Source organism: Limnohabitans sp. (genome assembly GCF_030158565.1).
Lineage (GTDB): Bacteria > Pseudomonadota > Gammaproteobacteria > Burkholderiales > Burkholderiaceae_C > Limnohabitans_A.
Genome location: NZ_JAOASQ010000006.1, coordinates 39,400 through 56,767, shown reverse-complemented (window position 1 = coordinate 56,767; position 17,368 = coordinate 39,400). Strand labels below are relative to the sequence as shown.

The following is a 17,368-nucleotide window of genomic DNA, read 5'->3' as shown; positions in this document are numbered from 1 at the left end:
CCCGTGGCTCATGTCTTGAGCCCGGCGCGGGGCAAGATTGCGGCTATTCTTGTCGTATTCCCAGCCTGATCGCCTGACCCCGCCGCATGTCCGTTTCTGCCATTCCTTCGGGCTTCATTGCCCTGCACAGCCACCGCTCCGAGGTGTTGGCCGAAACCCTGTCGGGCTGGCTGTCGCGTCAGCCTTTGGGGCCGCTGGAGCCCGAGGTGGTGCTGGTGCAAAGCAACGGCATGGCCGAGTGGATCAAGATGGCGTTGGCCCAGCAGGGCGGCGTGTGCGCGGCCACGCGGGTTGAGCTGCCTTCGCGCTTTTTGTGGCGCACCTACCGGCAGGTGCTGGGCGCGCAGAATGTGCCGCCCGACTCGCCGCTCGACAAACTGCCCATGACCTGGCGCTTGATCGCTTTGCTGCCCGAATGCGTGGGCGATGCGGTGTTCCAGCCGGTGGCGGGGTTTTTGCGGGGCGATGAGCCCGACCGCTTACTGCAACTGGCCAGCCGCCTGGCCGACCTGTTTGACCAGTACCAAATTTACCGGCCTGACTGGCTTGACGACTGGGCCGCTGGCCGCGATGTGTTGCGCCAGGCCGCAGGGCAGGCGGACTTGCCCGCCGACCAGCTGTGGCAAGCCGCGCTGTGGCGCCGCGTGCTGGCCACCCTGAACGAGGCCGAACGCCAGGCCACGCGCCCGGCCTTGCATGTGCGGGCGCTGGCCCGCTTGCGCTCGGGCGAGGCGCTGGCCAGCCCGGTGGCGCGGCGCGTATCGGTGTTTGGCATGAGCCACATGCCTGGCCAGCTGCTGGACATGTTGGCGGCGCTGGCCGCGCACAGCCAGGTGCTGCTGGCCGTGCCCAACCCCTGCCAGTACCACTGGGGCGACATCATGGACGGGCGCGAATGGCTGCGGGCTGAGCGCAAGCGTCATGGCTACAAAAAAGAATCGCTGTCCGAGACGCCCTTGGCGCAAATGCATTGGCATGCGCCCGCCTTGCTGGCCGCCTGGGGCCGGCAGGGGCGCGACTTCATCCGCCAGCTCGATGCGTTCGACGATGTGCAGGCCGCGCAAGAAGCCGTGCCCGGCGTCAAGCTCGATCTGTTCGACGATGTGCCAGGGGCCGATGCCACGCGCTTGCTCACGCAGTTGCAACACCGCATCCGCGACCTGAAGTCGTCACAAGACGCGGTGGATGCCCCGCTGCAAGCCGATGACCGCTCGGTGGTGTTTCAAGTGGCGCACAGCCCGGTGCGCGAGCTGGAAGTGCTGCACGACCAGTTGCTGCAATGGTTCCACCAGATGCCTGAGGCCTCGCCGCGCGACGTGGTGGTCATGGTGCCCGACATCGAGGTGATGGCCCCGGCGATCCGCGCCGTGTTTGGCCAATACAAGCGGGGCGACGCCCGTTTCATTCCTTTTGACATCGCTGACCTGGGGGCGCAAGCCAACAGTCCCTTGATCCACGCGGTGGAGTGGCTGCTGGCCTTGCCGCAGCAGCGTGGCCGCATGAGCGAGTTGGTGGAGCTGCTCGAAGTGCCCGCGTTGGCGGCCCGTTTTGGCGTCAAGCCCGAACAATTGCCCACTCTCACCCGCTGGATGGCGGGCTCGGGCATCCGCTGGGGCTTGTCCGCCCAGCACCGCCAAGGCCTGGGCCTGGCCGCTTGCGGCGAAGACAACTCGGCCCTGTTTGGCGTGCAACGCATGCTGATGGGTTATGCCTGCGGTGCGGACCCGATGCCGCCAGCTGCTTCGGGCCCTGACCCGTACCCGGAAGTCGGCGGGCTCGACGCCGAGCTGGCCGGTGCGCTGGCGCATTTGCTGCAGGCCCTGATGGACTGGTGGGAAACCTGCGCCACGGCGGCCAGCCCCGCGCAGTGGGCCGAGCGGTGCCGGGCTTTGCTGGCGGCGCTGTTCAAGCCGCAAGACGACACCGACCGCAATGCCTTGTCGGCGCTGGACCAGGCCCTGAACGATTGGGGCAAGGCGGCTGACCAAGCCGATTTTGCAGAGGCTGTGCCGCTGGCCGTGGCCCGCTCGGCCTGGCTGGAAGCGCTCAAGGTGCCCAAGCTGGAGCAACGCTTTCGCGCCGGTGGCGTGACCTTTTGCACGCTCATGCCGATGCGGGCGATCCCTTTCCAGATGGTGTGCCTGCTGGGCATGAATGACGGGGACTATCCGCGCCGCAGCCCGCGTGCCGACTTCGATTTGCTGGGCCTGCCCGGCATGGCCCGGCCGGGTGACCGCTCGCGCCGCGACGACGATCGCCAGCTCATGCTCGAAGCCCTGCTGTCGGCGCGGCGCGTGCTGTACGTCAGCTGGAGCGGCCGCAGCGTGCGCGACAACAGTGAACAACCGCCCTCGGTGCTGGTGTCGCAATTGCGCGACGAGATCGATGCGCTCTGGGGCACTGGCAGCGCCAAGCGCCTGACCACGGTGCACCCGCTGCAGCCGTTCAGCCGCACGTATTTTGAAGAGGGCAGTGCGCTGCACACCTATGCCAGGGAATGGCGGGCAGCGCAGACTGGATCGCCACGCTTCGCTCGCGATGACGAGAAAAAAGGCGCCCGCGACGACGAAGCCTCCAGGCCGTCATCGCCAGGAGCAGCCGTCAGCCGCGAGGAGCGAAGCGACGTGGCGGGACCCGGCGATCCAGTCTTGTTGCCACCGCTGCAGTCCGCCACCGGCACCCCGGTCATCACGCTGACCCAGCTGGCGCACTTTCTGCGCAAGCCGGTGGGCGCGTTTTTCCGCGAGCGTTTGCAAGTCCATCTGGACGACGAGCGCAGCGCGCTGTACGACGAAGAACTGTTTGGTCTGGGCGGGCTGGACCTGTACCAGCTGCTGGACCACGAGCTGGCGCATGTGCCCACCGATCTGAGCTTGGATGCGTTGCCCGCGCACGCACAGCGCGTGGTGCAGCGCTTGCGCCAGGCCGGTGCCTTGCCGCTGGCCGGTGTGGGCGTGCTCGAAGCCCAGAAGCTCAGCCATCAGCTGCAAACCCTGCTGGGTGCGGCCCTGCAAGAGCGCCAGGCCTACCCCGAAGTGGCCGAGCGCTTGTTGGTCGATCTGCCGCAAGCGCAGGCCACACCGAACGATCCACTGAACGTGCATTTGCAAGACGCACTCAGCGGCCTCTTGTGGGGCGAGAGCGGGGCGCTGTCGCTCACCTTGCGCGCCAGCAAGCTGGCCAACCTGGTGCCCAAAACACCGCAGGCCTACTCCGACAAACTGATCGACATCTGGCTGCTCTCTTTGGCGGCTGCCGCCATGCACCAGCCCTTGCCTTGTGTGGTGGTGGGGCGCAACGCCGTGCTGCGCGTGCCCCCGCAAGACCCCGAGCAGGCCCGTGCCCAGCTGCAGGTTTTGCTGGACACCTGGGTCGAGGGCATGCGCTGGCCCTTGCCTTTGCCGCCCGGCTTGGCGCTGCAATGGCTCAAAGACAAGGACAACCGCAACGCGCTGGCCGATGCCTACGAGGGCAGCGACTTCAAACGCGGTGCGCTGGGCGAAGACCCGGCGCTGGCGCGCACCTACCCCACGCTGCAGTCCTTGCTGGACACGGGCGCGTTCGAGCGCCTGGCCGACGCGGTTTATGCGCCCTTGCAAGCATGGGCTGCAGACATCGCGATCGAGCCCTTGCCCGATGCCGACAGTGGCGATGACTCCGAGGAGCAGGCATGAGCACCGCACACGCCCTGAATGCCAGCACCTTTCCGCTGCGCGGCAGCCACCTGATCGAGGCGAGTGCTGGTACCGGCAAGACCTGGACGATTGCCGCGCTGTATGTGCGCTTGGTGCTGGGCCACGGCACACAGGACACAGAAGGTGGCACCGCGCCCATGCGCCCTATGCTGCCGCAAGACGTGCTGGTGATGACCTTCACCCGCGCCGCCACGCGTGAGCTGTCGGACCGCATCCGTGCCCGCCTGACTGAGGCGGCGCAGGTGTTCCGGGGCCTGTTGACCGTCGAAGATGATTTCTTGAACAGGCTGATGGCCGAATACCCCGAAGGCCCGCAGCGCGAACAAGCGGCTTACCGCCTGGCGCTGGCCGCGCAGGCCATGGACGATGCGGCCGTGTACACCATCGACGCCTGGTGCCAGCGCATGCTGCGCGAGCACGCTTTTGACAGCGGCAACCTGTTCGAAGAAAACCTGGTCGGCGACGAAGCCGCGCTGCGCCTGGAAGCCGTGCAGGACTACTGGCGTCAACAGCTTTATCCCATGTCCACCACCGGGGTGGCACAGGTGCAAGGCATCTGGCGCGATGTGGCCGCCCTCGACAAGGACATGCGCGCCCTGATGGCCGTGCCCTTGGCCGATGCCGAAGCCGGCACGCTGGCGCAGGTGTTCGGCGCGGCACAGGCCGAACGCGCTGCGCAACTGCAGGCGCTCAAGCCGGGCTGGGATGTCAAGGCCGACAACTTGCTGGGTTGGATCGAGGCGCAGCTGGCGCAACACAAGTCCAGCTGGGATGGCCGCAAGCTGAGCACCAAGAACTGCGCCGCCTGGCTGGGCGTGCTCAAGGCCTGGGCACAAAGCCCGGCCGATGCCCAAACCCTGCAAGCCGACATGAAAACCGGCTGGGAGCGCTTCACGCCCGATGGCTTGCTCGCTTGCCGCAAACCCGGTGAAGACACGGTGCAGCTGCCGCCCGAAAGCCAGGCCTATGCCGATTTGCAGGCCGCTTTGCTGGCCTTGCCAGACCCGACGCAGATCGCCCGTTTGCACGCCCGCCAGCATGTGCAGCAACGCATGGCCGAGCTCAAACGCCGCAGCGGCCTGTTTGGCTTTGCCGACATGCTGCAGCGCCTGGATGTGGCGCTGGCCGACCCTGAGGCCGGTGAGCGCCTGGCCCAGCGCCTGCGCGAGCAGTTCCCGGTGGCGATGATCGACGAGTTCCAGGACACCTCGCCCTTGCAGTTCCGTTTGTTTGACCGCATCTACCGCACGGCCGAGAACCGGCCAGACACGGCGCTGCTGCTGATCGGTGACCCCAAGCAATCGATTTATGGTTTCCGAGGCGCAGACATCCAGAGCTACCTGGCTGCGCGCCGCGCCACGCAAGGCCGCCACCACGTGCTGGGCACCAACTTCCGGTCCACCCAAGCGGTGGTCGATGTGGTCAACCGCTGGTTCGAGATCCCGACCGATGCCTTTGGTTACCGCCATGGCGATGAGGACCCCTTGCCTTTCCAGAGCGTGGGCGCCAAGGGCCGCGCCGAAGTACTGACCAGCAGCACCGGCGCCATCCCGGCCATGACGGTGGTGCACGACGACACGCTGCGCAGCCAGCGCGATGCGCGCGCGCATTTGTCGGCCTTGTGCGCTGAGCAGATCGTGGCCTGGCTGAGCGACCCGCAGGCGCGCTTTGTCGATGCACAAAAAGGCGACACCCCGCTCAAGCCCAAAGACATCGCGGTGCTGGTGCGCACCGGTGTGGAGGCCGCTGCTGTGCGCGACGCGCTGCGTGTGCGCGGCGTGGCCTCGGTGTACCTGTCGGACCGAGACTCGGTCTTTGCCAGCGACGAAGCGCAAGACCTGTGCCTGTGGCTGCGTGGCGTGGCCGAGCCGCAAGACATGCGCCGCGTCCGTGCCGCCTTGGGCACGCGCACCGTGGGCCTGAGCCTGGACGAGTTGCACGACTTGGCCACGCAAGACGAATTGCTGGACACCCGCGCCGAGCAGATGCGCGAGCTGCACCAGACCTGGCAAAGCCAGGGCGTTTTGGCCATGCTGCGCCAGTCGCTGCATGTGCTGCAGCTGGCCGGGCGTTGGCGTGGCCAGCCCGATGGCGAGCGCCGCCTGACCAATGTGCTGCACCTGGCCGAGTTGCTGCAAGCGGCCAGCCAGCAGCTGGACGGTGAACAGGCTTTGATCCGCTGGTTGGCCCAGCAGATCGACGAGGCGCTGGACGGCAGCGCCAGCGAGAACGAAGAACAGACCGTGCGGCTGGAGAGCGATGAAGACCTGGTCAAGGTCATCACCATCCACAAGAGCAAGGGTCTGGAGTACCCGGTGGTCTGCTTGCCTTTTGCGCACAGCCACCGCGTGGTGACGGCCGACAAGGCCGCTGTGCTGCAAGTGAGCGATGCCCAAGGCGATCGCCGCTGGACGCTGGCTTTTGACAAGCAGGATGCCAAAGGCGCCGATTTGGACCGCCTGCGCGAAGACCTTCGCCTGTGGTACGTGGCCCTGACCCGTGCGCGGCACGCCTTGTGGCTGGGTTGGAGCGCGGTCAAACGCGGCAATGGCAAAACCTGTGTGAACCACGACAGCGCAGCGGGCCATTTGCTCAGCGGCGGCCAAGCGCTGGAGGCTATCGACTGGGCCCCCCGTTGGCAGGCGCTGCAAACCGATGCGCAAGGGCAGCCCCTGTCGGTGCAGTTCACGCGGGCCCCGCAAGAGTTGCCCTTGAGCTGCTGGCAACGCACCGAACAAGAGGCCGCGCTGCGCGATGCGCTGCACAGCACCGCCATCATCGACAAGCGCTGGACCATTGCCAGCTTTTCGCGCTTGACGCGGGACTTGTCTTCGCAGCCACTGGCCCACACGGGATTGGACATGGCCACGCCGCGCCCAGCCGACGACGAGCCTGTCGTGGACGAAGTGCCGTGGCCCACCACCGCTGTTGCGCAGGCCTGGCATGGTTTTGCACGGGGCCCCGGCGCGGGCAACTTCTTGCACGACCAGCTCGAATGGCTGGCCGCTGAAAACTTTGCCTTGCAGCCCGGCACACCCTTGGCCGATCGCTTGCTCAAACGCTGCGAACGCGCAGGCTATGCATCGCAGGCCCCCGAGGTGCTGCACTGGCTCAGCCGCGTGGTGGCCCAGCCGCTGCGCGGGCCCGAGGCTGCATTGAATGCGCTGGGCACCTTGTTGCCCGAGATGGAATTTTGGTTGCCTGCCGAGCGCTTGCACGCGCAGGAAATCGACGCGCTGTGCCAGCAGCATTTGCTGCCCGGTGTGAGCCGTCCGCAGCTGCCCGATGCGCAATTGCACGGCATGTTGATGGGCTTTGCCGATCTGGTGTTCGAGCACGAGGGGCGCTACTGGGTGCTGGACTACAAATCCAACCACCTGGGCACTCATGATGCGGCCTACAGCGCGCAAGCGCTGGACGAGGCCATGGCGCAGCACCGCTACGAGGTGCAGGCGGCGCTTTACATGTTGGCGCTGCACCGCTTGCTGCGTGCACGCTTGGGCGAGGCCTACGACCCGGCCCAGCAACTGGGCGGCGCGGTGTACTTGTTTTTGCGTGGCATCGACGGGCCGGCTGGGGGCTGTTGCACCTTGCCCGCGCCGGTGGCTTTGCTCGATGCGCTGGACGCCATGTTGACCCCCAAGGAGGCCGCATGAACGTGCGCAAAAACCCCCGCGCCTTGGTGGTGCCTGCGGCCCAGATGGATTGGCTGCAGGACCTGCCCGCACAAACCCTGAGTGCTGCGCAGGCTTTGCAGTGGCTGCACCACTGGGCTGACCAAGGCCTGCTGCGCAGCCTGGACAGTGCCTTGGCCGAGCAATTGCACCGGCTCGACCCGCAAGCTCCGGCGACTGTGCTGGTGGCTGCTGCCGTGCTGGCGCAGATGGAAGGGCGAGGCCACACCTGTTTGTCGGTCGCCGCCTTGAGCGATGCGCCGCTGGACCTGTTGGGTTGGCCTGCGCTGTGGGCCGATGGCTCCATAGGGCTCAAGGCCTTGTGGGCGCAATTGCCCGCCGATGTGAGCGCCTGGCGTGCGCAGTTGCAGGCCGCTTGCCTGCGCGCACCCGGTGCCCCCGATGAAGGTCAGCCCCTGGTGTTGGGTGGCACGGCCGATGCACCGCTTTTGTACCTGCGCCGCTATGCCGCTTACGAGCAGCGGGTGGGGCAGGGCCTGCTGCACCGCGCCTGCGAACCCCTGCCGGTGGCCGAGGCCCCTGCGCGGGCCTGGCTGGACCGCTTTTTTGCACCACGCGATGTTGCACCGGGCGATGCGGCAGCGGTCGAGATCGATTGGCAAAAAATGGCCTGCGCCGTGGCCTTGCGTGCCCGCTTGTCGGTGATTACTGGCGGGCCGGGCACGGGCAAGACCTACACCGCGGCCCGTTTGCTGGCCTTGTTGCTGGCGCTGCACGACACGGGCAGCCCCTTGCGCGTGGCGCTGGCCGCACCCACCGGCAAAGCCGCCGCGCGTTTGAAACAATCCATCGACAAAGCGTTGCAGGACATGACGGTGCCCGCAGATGCGGGGCTGGACCTCAAAGCGCTGGTCGAGCGCATGGGGCCTGCGCGTACCTTGCATTCGCTGTTGGGCGCGCGGCCCGATTCGCGCCAGTTCCGCCACCATGCGGCCCAACCGCTCGATGTGGATGTGCTCATCGTGGACGAAGCCTCGATGGTGCACCTGGAAATGATGGACGCTTTGCTGCAAGCCTTGCCGCCGCATGCGCGGCTGGTGCTGCTGGGCGACAAGGACCAGCTGGCCTCGGTCGAGGCCGGTGCGGTGCTGGGCGATTTGTGCCGTGACGCGGCGCAAGGCCACTACAGCGCCGACACGGCCCAGTTTGTGCAGGCCGTGGCCGGGCAGGCGCTGGGTACGGCGTATCTTGCCGCTGACGCGTCAGCGCCGCCTTTGGCCCAGCAAACCGTGATGCTGCGCGAAAGCCGCCGCTTTGGTGGCCCGATTGGCCAGCTCGCTTTGGCCGTCAACCGGGGTGATGCGGCCGCTGCAAGCCAGGTCTTGCAAGGCGCTGATGCTGGCGCAGGCACGCAGCCTTTGTGTGCGCAGCAGGCGTTGAGTCCTTTGGCCGTGAGCGATCTGGCGCGGGGCTTGAGCGGCAAGCCCTCTTATGCCGATTACCTGGCCTGCATGGCCCGTGGCCCTGGCGAGGGCGCGCACGAAGTCTGGGTGCAAGCGGTCTTGCAGGCCTTTGACCGCTTTCGCCTGCTGTGCGCCGTGCGTCAAGGCGAGTGGGGCACCGAGGGCTTGAACGCATCGGTGCAAAAAGCGCTGGCCGATCAAGGATGGCTCAAGCCCCAAGGCGAATGGTTTGCCGGTCGCCCGGTCATGGTCACGCGCAACGACACGCAGCTGGGTGTGTTCAACGGCGATGTGGGCGTGGTCCTGCCCAACCCCCAAGGACAGCTCAAGGCCTGGTTCCTCGATGGCGATCAGCTGCGCTCGGTCAGCGTGACGCGGCTGGCGCATGTGGAAACCGCGTTTGCCATGACGGTGCACAAAAGCCAGGGCTCGGAGTTTTTGCACACCGCACTGGTCTTGCCACCGGGCGGCGCAGAAGTGCTCTCGCGCGAGCTGGTCTACACCGGCATCACCCGCGCCCGTGAACAGTTCACCTTGATCGAAGCCCAGGCCAGCCTGCTCGAAGCGGCCATTGCACGGCCCAGCGTGCGGGTCAGCGGCTTGCGGCAGTGGTGGACCTGATCACCCGCAGGCCAGCTCAGTTGGCGTAGCCTTCGCAGGCACCCGCATTGGGCCGCCCCCGACATTCGCGCAACAAGCGTTTATCGCGTTGGGCGCTGTTCTCTGAACCGCTTCTGTCGTGGGGCATTTTGGGTGCTTTGACTTTTTTGGGCTTGGTGATTTTTTTCGTCCCACTGGTGGCTGTGAAGTCCTTGGCGGCCAGTGGCATCACACTCAGGCACAGGCTCAATCCGAGGCTGCCCACACATGCCGATACCCAACGTTTGCGCATGTTTTTCTCCCTGTTTTATTGTGCTGTCCATGATAGTCAAGCGGTTCAATTTCGCAAGCGCTTGGTGATGCACAGGGCGCAAGACGTTAGGATCACTGCATGAGTCATTCAACATCTTTCATGCGCCAGACCGTGCTCGATCTGGAAGAGTCTCGCATCCGCGAAGTGGCCAACGCGGGCATGGGCCGCCCCGATGTGCTGGCCTTCTGGTTTGGCGAGTCCGACGAAGTCACGCCCGATGTGGTGCGCCAAGCCGCCATCGATTCCATGCAAAAGGGCGAGACGTTTTATTCGCACAACCTGGGCCTGCCCGAGCTGCGCCAGGCCGTGTCGGATTACATGTCGGCCTTGCATGGCCCCATAAGCACCGACCGCATCGCCATCACTTCAGGCGGGGTGAATGCATTGATGCTGGCCGCGCAAGCCCTGATCGACGCAGGTGACGAGGTGGTTGCTGTCACCCCCGTGTGGCCCAATCTGACCGCCCAGGCGCTGGTGATGGGCGCCAATTTGAAATGCGTGGCCCTGCGCCCGGTGAATGGCCAATGGCAGCTCGACATGGCCGCGCTCAAAGCCGCCATCACGTCCGCCACCCGCATGCTCATCGTCAACTCGCCCAACAACCCCACGGGCTGGACGCTCAGCCGCGCCGAACAAGCCGAGATCCTGGCGCACTGCCGCGCCACCGGCACCTGGGTGCTGGCCGATGAGGTGTACGAGCGCCTGTATCACGAAGCCGACACCGCCAACGGCTGCGCGCCTTCATTTTTGGATGTGGCCGAGCCCGACGAACGCTTGGTCGTGGTGCACAGCTTTTCCAAGAGCTTCTTGATGACCGGCTGGCGCCTGGGCTGGCTGGTCATGCCCGAGGCCATGACGCCGCACATGGGCAAGCTGATCGAGTTCAACACCTCGTGTGCCTCGGTCTTCACCCAGCGCGCCGGCGTGGTGGCCTTGCAAAACACCGCAAACATCACGCCCCGTGTGGTGGCGCATCTCAAAGCCTGCCGCGACACCCTGGTGCCCCTGCTGCAAGCCGTGCCAGGCGTGCAAGTGGCGCCTGCCCAAGGCGGCATGTACGCATTTTTCAGGCTCGAAGGTCACCCCGATGCGGTGCTGACGGCCAAACGACTGGTGGCTGAAGCTGGCTTGGGCCTGGCCCCGGGCGAAGCTTTTGCGCCCGAGGCCGCAGGCTGGCTGCGTTGGTGCTTTGCGTCCAAAGACCTGAGCCGCTTGGCCCAGGGGGGGGAGCGGCTCAAGGGCTGGCTGGCTGCCGCTTGAGCCTCAGAGCCAGGGTCACTCCGCCTTGGCCCCGGACTCCTTGACCACCTTGGCCCATTTGGCGATTTCAACCGCTTGGTATTTGGCCAATTCTTCGGGCGTGGACAGAACCGGGTCCAGGCCCAGGGTTTTCAGGCGGTCCTGAACCTCGGGCAGGCGGAAGACGCGCACGACTTCGGCGTTGAGTTTGTCGATGACCGGCTTGGGCACGTTGGCCGGTGCAAACAGGGCAAACCAGGTGGTGGCCTCGAAGCCGGGCACAAATTCGGCCATGGTGGGCACATCGGGCGCGGCGGGGGAGCGTTTGGCGGTGGTTTGGGCCAGTGCGCGGATCTTGCCTTCGCGGGCCATGGGCAGGGCCGAGGGCATGTTGTCGAACATGAGCTGGATGCTGCCGCCCACCAGGTCAGGGATGGCAAACTGGCGGCCTTTGTAGGGCACGTGCGTCATGCTGGTGCCGGTCATGGACTTGAATAACTCACCCGAGACGTGCACCGAGGTGCCGGTGCCCGGCGAGCCAAACGACAGTTTGTTGGGGTTGGCCTTCATGTAGGCGATCAGCTCGGGCACGCTTTTGACGGGCAGGTCGTTGTTGACCACCAGCAGGTTGGGCGCCGAGGCGACCAGCGAGATGGGGGAGAAGTTCTTCACCATGTCGTAGGGCATCTTGTCGTAGAGCGCCCCGTTGATGGAGTGGGTGCCGACCGTGCCCATGACCATGGTGTAGCCGTCGCCTGGGGACTTGGCCACGATGTCGGCTCCGATGTTGCCGCCCGCGCCGGGTTTGTTGTCGATGATGACGGGTTGGCCCAGTTGGGCTTTTTCGCTGAAGAGCCGGGCCAAAATGTCGGGCGCGCCGCCTGCAGGGAAGGTGACCACCAGCCGAATGGGTTTGGCGGGGTAGGTCTGGGCCATGGCGCTGGGGCCGTGCAAGACTGATAAACCAATCAGCAGGGCGCTGGACAAAGTTTGAGTGAAAGACAGTTTCATGCAAATGGCTCCTTTGCCTTCACTTTAGGGATTTGTCTTGTGAACTTGCAGGGTGAAAACCCTTTGAATGCCATTTTCGGGTGCAGCTTGTCATGCCGGGCTTGACCCGGCATCCAGTGCAGCTGCATGGACCCCGGATCAAGTCCGGGGTGACAAGGGGAGGTGGTCGGATGTGACAAGGGGAGGTGGTCGGGTGTGACAAGGGGGCGGGCGTGATAAGGGGGCGGGCGTGATAAGGGGGCGGTGACAAGGGGGCGGTGACAAGGGGTGACAAATGGCTGTGGTTGGGGGTGGCAAGGGGGGGCGGTCCGGGGAGACTGGGGGAGGATCAAGTCCAGGGTGAGCGATTACGGGCTATAATTCTCCTGTTTTGCGATTTGCAAAGCGCACGCCAATAGCTTTTCCGGCCGTTGGCGCAAGTCATTAACCCGCTGAAATTCCTCAAGAATCCGGCGAAAAACAAGGAAATACCATGATTGCATCTTCAATCAAGGCCGAGGTCGTCAAGGCCAACGCACGTGCTGCCAACGACACTGGCTCCCCAGAAGTCCAAGTGGCTTTGCTGACAGCCCGCATCAACGAGCTGACACCTCACTTCAAAACACACGCCAAAGACCATCACGGTCGCCGCGGTCTGCTGCGCATGGTGAGCCGTCGCCGCAAACTGCTGGACTACCTCAAGTCCCGTGATGCTGACCGTTACGTTGCGCTGATCGCCAAGCTTGGCCTGCGTAAGTAATCGTCTCTCCAGATGAAAAGCGCCTGAGTTAGTTCACTAGCTCAGGCGCTTTATTCTTTTTTTCAGTCGGAATTTGTCACAAAGAACCCGCGCTGTGTCATTCCACAAGGCTTTTGAGTCAAGGTTTTGTGGAATGGCATCGAGTTCAGAGCGTCAACTTCCGGGCTCACAGTGCAGCCTCATGCGCTTTTGTTTTCAGGAGTTCTGAACATGTCCATTTTCAATAAAGTCACCAAAACCTTCCAGTGGGGCCAGCACACGGTCAAGATGGAAACCGGCGAAGTCGCTCGCCAAGCCGGCGGCGCCGTGCTGCTCGACATGGAAGGCACCGTGGTGCTGGCCACCGTCGTGGGTTCCAAGATCGCCAAAGCCGGTCAAGACTTTTTCCCGCTGACTGTCGATTACATCGAGAAGACCTACGCTGCAGGCAAGATACCCGGCAGCTTCTTCAAGCGTGAAGCCAAGCCCAGCGAGCACGAGACCCTGACCAGCCGTCTGATCGACCGCCCGATCCGTCCTCTGTTCCCCGAAGGTTTCTACAACGACGTGCACGTGGTCATCCACACCGTGTCCTTGAACCCTGAAGTTGACGCCGACATCGCTGCGATGATCGCTGTGTCTGCCGCTTTGTCCATCTCGGGCATCCCGTTCAACGGCCCCATCGGCGCCGCGCGCGTGGGCTACATCAATGGCGAATACGTCCTGAACCCCGGCCAGACCCAGCGCAAAGACAGCGTGATGGATTTGGTGGTGGCCGGTACCGAAGCCGCTGTGCTGATGGTCGAATCCGAAGCCCTGCAACTGTCCGAAGAAATCATGTTGGGCGCCGTGGTCTATGGTCACGAGCAAAGCCAGACCGCCATCAACGCCATCCACGAGCTGGTGCGCGAAGCTGGCAAGCCTGTGTGGGACTGGCAAGCGCCTGCCCGCGACACCGCTTTTGAAGCCAAGCTGGCAACACTCGCCGAAGAAAAACTGCGTGCTGCCTACCAGATCCGCAACAAGCAAGCCCGCACACACGCTTGCCGCGAAGCCTACGCTTCGGTCAAAGTCGCTTTGGCCGAAGAGGGCGTCGCCTTCGACAGCGTCAAGCTCGACGGCCTGATGTTCGAAATCGAAGCACGCATCGTGCGCAGCCAGATTTTGGCGGGTGAGCCCCGCATCGACGGCCGCGACACACGCACTGTGCGCCCCATCGAAATCCGCAACAGCGTGCTGCCTCGCACACACGGCTCGGCCTTGTTCACACGTGGTGAAACCCAGGCTTTGGTGATCACCACCCTGGGCACCGAGCGCGACGCACAGCGCATCGACGCGTTGGCTGGCGAGTTCGAAGACCGCTTCATGTTCCACTACAACATGCCTCCCTTTGCCACCGGCGAAGTGGGCCGCATGGGCTCGACCAAGCGCCGCGAAATCGGCCACGGCCGTCTGGCCAAGCGTGCTTTGGCCGCTGTGCTGCCGAGCAAAGAAGAGTTCCCCTACACCGTGCGGGTGGTGTCCGAGATCACCGAATCGAACGGCTCGTCGTCCATGGCTTCGGTCTGCGGCGGCTGCCTGTCGATGATGGACGCGGGTGTGCCGATGAAAGCCCACGTGGCCGGTATCGCCATGGGCCTGATCAAGGAAGACAACCGCTTTGCGGTGTTGACCGACATCTTGGGTGACGAAGACCACCTGGGTGACATGGACTTCAAGGTGGCTGGTACCACCAACGGCATCACTGCTTTGCAGATGGACATCAAGATCCAGGGCATCACCAAGGAAATCATGCAAGTCGCTTTGGCCCAAGCCAAAGAAGCCCGCATGCACATTCTGGGCAAGATGCAAGAAGCGATGAGCGAAGCCAACACCGAAGTGTCTGATTTCGCACCCAAGCTCTTCACCATGAAGATCAACCCCGAGAAAATCCGTGACGTGATCGGCAAGGGCGGCGCCACCATCCGCGCCCTGACCGAAGAGACCGGTTGCCAGATCAACATCGCTGAAGACGGCACGATCACCATCGCTGCCACCGACGGCGAGAAGGCTGATATCGCCAAGAAGCGCATCGAGCAGATCACCGCCGAAGTCGAAATCGGCAAGGTCTACGAAGGCCCAGTGACCAAGATCCTGGACTTCGGTGCCCTGATCAACCTGTTGCCCGGCAAAGACGGTCTGCTGCACATCAGCCAGATCGCTCACGAGCGCGTTGAGAAGGTCACCGACTACCTGAGCGAAGGCCAGATCGTCAAGGTCAAGGTCATGGAAACCGACGAAAAAGGCCGCATCAAGTTGTCGATGAAGGCTTTGTTGGACCGTCCTGCTCAGGGCTGATCAAGGGCTGCGGGTGGCCCGGAGGTCACCCGTTCTGGATTCCAACCGAGCATTGCTTCATGAACGTCATTGAAATTCAAAGTCCTGGCGCCCCCGAGGTGCTGGTGCCTGCACAACGCCCTGACCCGGTTGCCGGGGCAGGGGAGTTGCTCATCCGCGTGTCAGCCAGCGGGGTCAATCGTCCCGATGTCTTGCAACGCAAAGGCCTGTACCCTGTGCCGCCCGGTGCTTCGGACATTCCGGGCCTGGAAGTGGCTGGTGTGGTGGTGGCGGGCGATGCCCTGGCCATGGCCGCATCCGGTTTTTCTGTGGGCGATCGGGTGTGTGCTTTGGTGGCTGGTGGCGGTTACGCCGAGCTTTGTGTGGCACCGGTGGCCCAGTGCCTGCCTGTGCCCAAGGGCTTGACCGACATCGAAGCCGCTTCGCTGCCCGAGACTTTCTTCACCGTCTGGAGCAATGTGTTTGACCGCGGGCATCTGCAAGCGGGCGAGACCTTGCTCATTCAGGGCGGCTCCAGCGGTATTGGCGTCACGGCCATCCAGATGGCCAAGGCCGCAGGGGCCACCGTGATCGTGACGGCGGGATCGGACGACAAATGCCAAGCCTGCTTGGCTTTGGGTGCGGACCACGCCATCAATTACAAAACCACCGACTTCGTCGCCGAGGCCAAGCGCCTGACCGACGGGGCAGGCGTGGATGTGATTTTGGACATGGTCGCTGGCGACTATGTGGCGCGTGAGGTTGAGGCTTTGGCCGAAGACGGTCGCTTGGTCATCATCGCGGTACAAGGCGGTCTGGACAGTGGCTTCAACGCGGGCCTGGTGTTGCGTCGTCGCTTGACCATCACAGGCTCCACCTTGCGTCCACGTCCGATCGAGTTCAAGGGGGCCATCGCTCGCGCTTTGCGCGAAAACGTGTGGCCTGCTCTGGCATCGGGACGCATCAAACCGGTGATTCACAGCGTGTTCGCTGCGACACAAGCCGGTGGTGGTTTGTCCTCTGGTGCAGCCCAGGCGCACGCCCTGATGGAATCCAACCAACACGTGGGCAAGATTGTTCTGACTTGGATGCCGGCATGAAAAGCAAACTGATTGTTGGCAACTGGAAGATGAATGGTGGCCTGCGCACCAATTCAGCCTTGCTGGAAGCCATTCAATCGGGGTTGTCCGGTGTGACATGCCGTGCTGCGGTGTGTGTGCCTGCGCCTTATTTGGCGCAGATGCAAACGCTTTTGGCCGACTCGCCTGTGGCCTGGGGTGCGCAAGATGTGTCGGCCCATGAAGCAGGGGCCTACACCGGCGAAGTGTCAGCCACCATGTTGCAGGACTTTGGGGTGCGTTACTGCATCGTTGGTCATTCAGAACGTCGCCAATACCATTCGGAAACCGATGCGTTGGTGGCCGTCAAGGCGCAGCGTGCCCTGTCAGCTGGGATCACTCCCATTGTGTGTGTGGGTGAAACGCAGGCCGAGCGCGAAGCAGGCCAAACTGAAGCCGTGGTCAAGCGCCAATTGGCTGCTGTGATCCACGCCAATGGGCATTGCATCAGTGAGATCGTGGTGGCTTATGAGCCTGTCTGGGCGATTGGTACGGGCTTGACCGCTGCGCCCGAGCAGGCACAGGCTGTTCACGCCTTGCTGCGCAAGCAGCTGCAGGCGGCCAGTTCGCAAGCTGATCGGATTGCCATCCTGTATGGCGGCAGCATGAATGCGGTGAATGCGGCGACCTTGCTGGCTCAGCCTGATATTGATGGTGGCTTGGTGGGGGGCGCGGCCTTGCAGGCGGATGATTTTTTGACTATTTTGAATTCAGCGTCCCGCTGAGATTTTGAAGATTGATTTTGGAGAGAAAAAGATGAGCTTTTTGATGACCGTGATTTTGGTGGTGCAAATGATGTCTGCTTTGGCCATGATCGGCTTGATCCTGGTGCAGCACGGCAAAGGCGCAGACATGGGTGCGGCTTTCGGCAGCGGTGGTTCGGGCAGCTTGTTTGGCGCTACCGGTGGCGCCAACTTCCTGTCGCGCACAACGGCTGTGCTGGCTGGTGTTTTCTTTGTTTGCACATTGCTCCTGGCATATCTGGGCAACAACCGTCCGGCAGCTGCATCCGGCAGTGTGCTCGAAGGCGCGGCTGTGAGTGCGCCTGCAGCGCCCGCGGCGGACAACAGCACCGCCTCGCAGATTCCTGGCAACGCACCGGCAGCACCTGCCAAGTAAGCTTCAGCTCAGCTTTGTTGCTGTGCACAAATTTCCGAGATTTGACAGGGAAATGACCCTGTTTTCAGAGTAGAATTCGGGATTGTCCGGAGAGCAAAAAGTGTGGTGACATGCTTTCCTCAAGCCATCTGGACAATGCAT

At 63.8% G+C, this 17,368-nt stretch carries 11 protein-coding genes; 9 read left to right on the top strand and 2 right to left on the bottom strand.

Translation table 11 applies throughout. The annotated features are described in order from the left end of the window. The first annotated feature begins 86 nt into the window (after nt 1-86). The 3 genes from recC to recD are packed head-to-tail and all read left to right on the top strand — an operon-like array spanning nt 87 to nt 9,414. Complete coding sequence (gene recC / locus Q1W40_RS01400) at nt 87-3,674, top strand: exodeoxyribonuclease V subunit gamma (RefSeq protein ID WP_300708106.1); 3,588 nt, start codon at nt 87-89, stop codon at nt 3,672-3,674. Continuing rightward, a complete protein-coding gene (recB, locus tag Q1W40_RS01395; RefSeq protein ID WP_300708104.1) occupies nt 3,671-7,351 on the top strand; it encodes an exodeoxyribonuclease V subunit beta in 3,681 nt (1,226 codons plus the stop codon). Before recC ends, recB begins: the two co-directional genes overlap by 4 nt. Next, a complete protein-coding gene (recD, locus tag Q1W40_RS01390; protein WP_300708102.1) occupies nt 7,348-9,414 on the top strand; it encodes an exodeoxyribonuclease V subunit alpha in 2,067 nt (688 codons plus the stop codon). Before recB ends, recD begins: the two co-directional genes overlap by 4 nt. 16 nt (nt 9,415-9,430) lie before the next feature. Here recD and Q1W40_RS01385 read toward each other — a convergent pair whose 3' ends face one another. Beyond that, complete coding sequence (locus Q1W40_RS01385) at nt 9,431-9,685, bottom strand: hypothetical protein (RefSeq protein WP_300708100.1); 255 nt, start codon at nt 9,683-9,685, stop codon at nt 9,431-9,433. Nucleotides 9,686-9,805: 120 nt separating this feature from the next. On the opposite strand from Q1W40_RS01385, the gene Q1W40_RS01380 reads away from it, so the two are divergent. Continuing rightward, complete coding sequence (locus Q1W40_RS01380) at nt 9,806-10,966, top strand: pyridoxal phosphate-dependent aminotransferase (protein WP_300708168.1); 1,161 nt, start codon at nt 9,806-9,808, stop codon at nt 10,964-10,966. A gap of 15 nt (nt 10,967-10,981) precedes the next feature. On the opposite strand, the gene Q1W40_RS01375 is transcribed toward Q1W40_RS01380, so the two are convergent. Then, on the bottom strand, nt 10,982-11,956 hold the full coding sequence (locus Q1W40_RS01375) for a tripartite tricarboxylate transporter substrate binding protein (RefSeq protein WP_300708098.1): 975 nt from the start codon (nt 11,954-11,956) through the stop codon (nt 10,982-10,984). Nucleotides 11,957-12,428: 472 nt separating this feature from the next. Here Q1W40_RS01375 and rpsO point away from each other — a divergent pair, with 472 nt between their 5' ends. The 5 genes from rpsO (at nt 12,429) to secG (ending at nt 17,227) form a co-directional block, all read left to right on the top strand. Further along, on the top strand, nt 12,429-12,695 hold the full coding sequence (rpsO, locus tag Q1W40_RS01370) for a 30S ribosomal protein S15 (RefSeq protein ID WP_019428565.1): 267 nt from the start codon (nt 12,429-12,431) through the stop codon (nt 12,693-12,695). 210 nt (nt 12,696-12,905) lie between these two features. Beyond that, on the top strand, nt 12,906-15,011 hold the full coding sequence (gene pnp, locus Q1W40_RS01365) for a polyribonucleotide nucleotidyltransferase (RefSeq protein WP_300708095.1): 2,106 nt from the start codon (nt 12,906-12,908) through the stop codon (nt 15,009-15,011). A 59-nt stretch (nt 15,012-15,070) separates the two neighbouring features. After that, nucleotides 15,071-16,090, top strand: coding sequence for an NAD(P)H-quinone oxidoreductase (locus Q1W40_RS01360; RefSeq protein WP_300708093.1), 1,020 nt, complete (start codon nt 15,071-15,073; stop codon nt 16,088-16,090). After that, a complete protein-coding gene (tpiA, locus tag Q1W40_RS01355; RefSeq protein WP_300708091.1) occupies nt 16,087-16,833 on the top strand; it encodes a triose-phosphate isomerase in 747 nt (248 codons plus the stop codon). Before Q1W40_RS01360 ends, tpiA begins: the two co-directional genes overlap by 4 nt. Before the next feature lie 31 nt (nt 16,834-16,864). After that, nucleotides 16,865-17,227, top strand: coding sequence for a preprotein translocase subunit SecG (gene secG / locus Q1W40_RS01350; protein WP_108325631.1), 363 nt, complete (start codon nt 16,865-16,867; stop codon nt 17,225-17,227). The last annotated feature ends 141 nt before the right edge of the window (nt 17,228-17,368 follow it).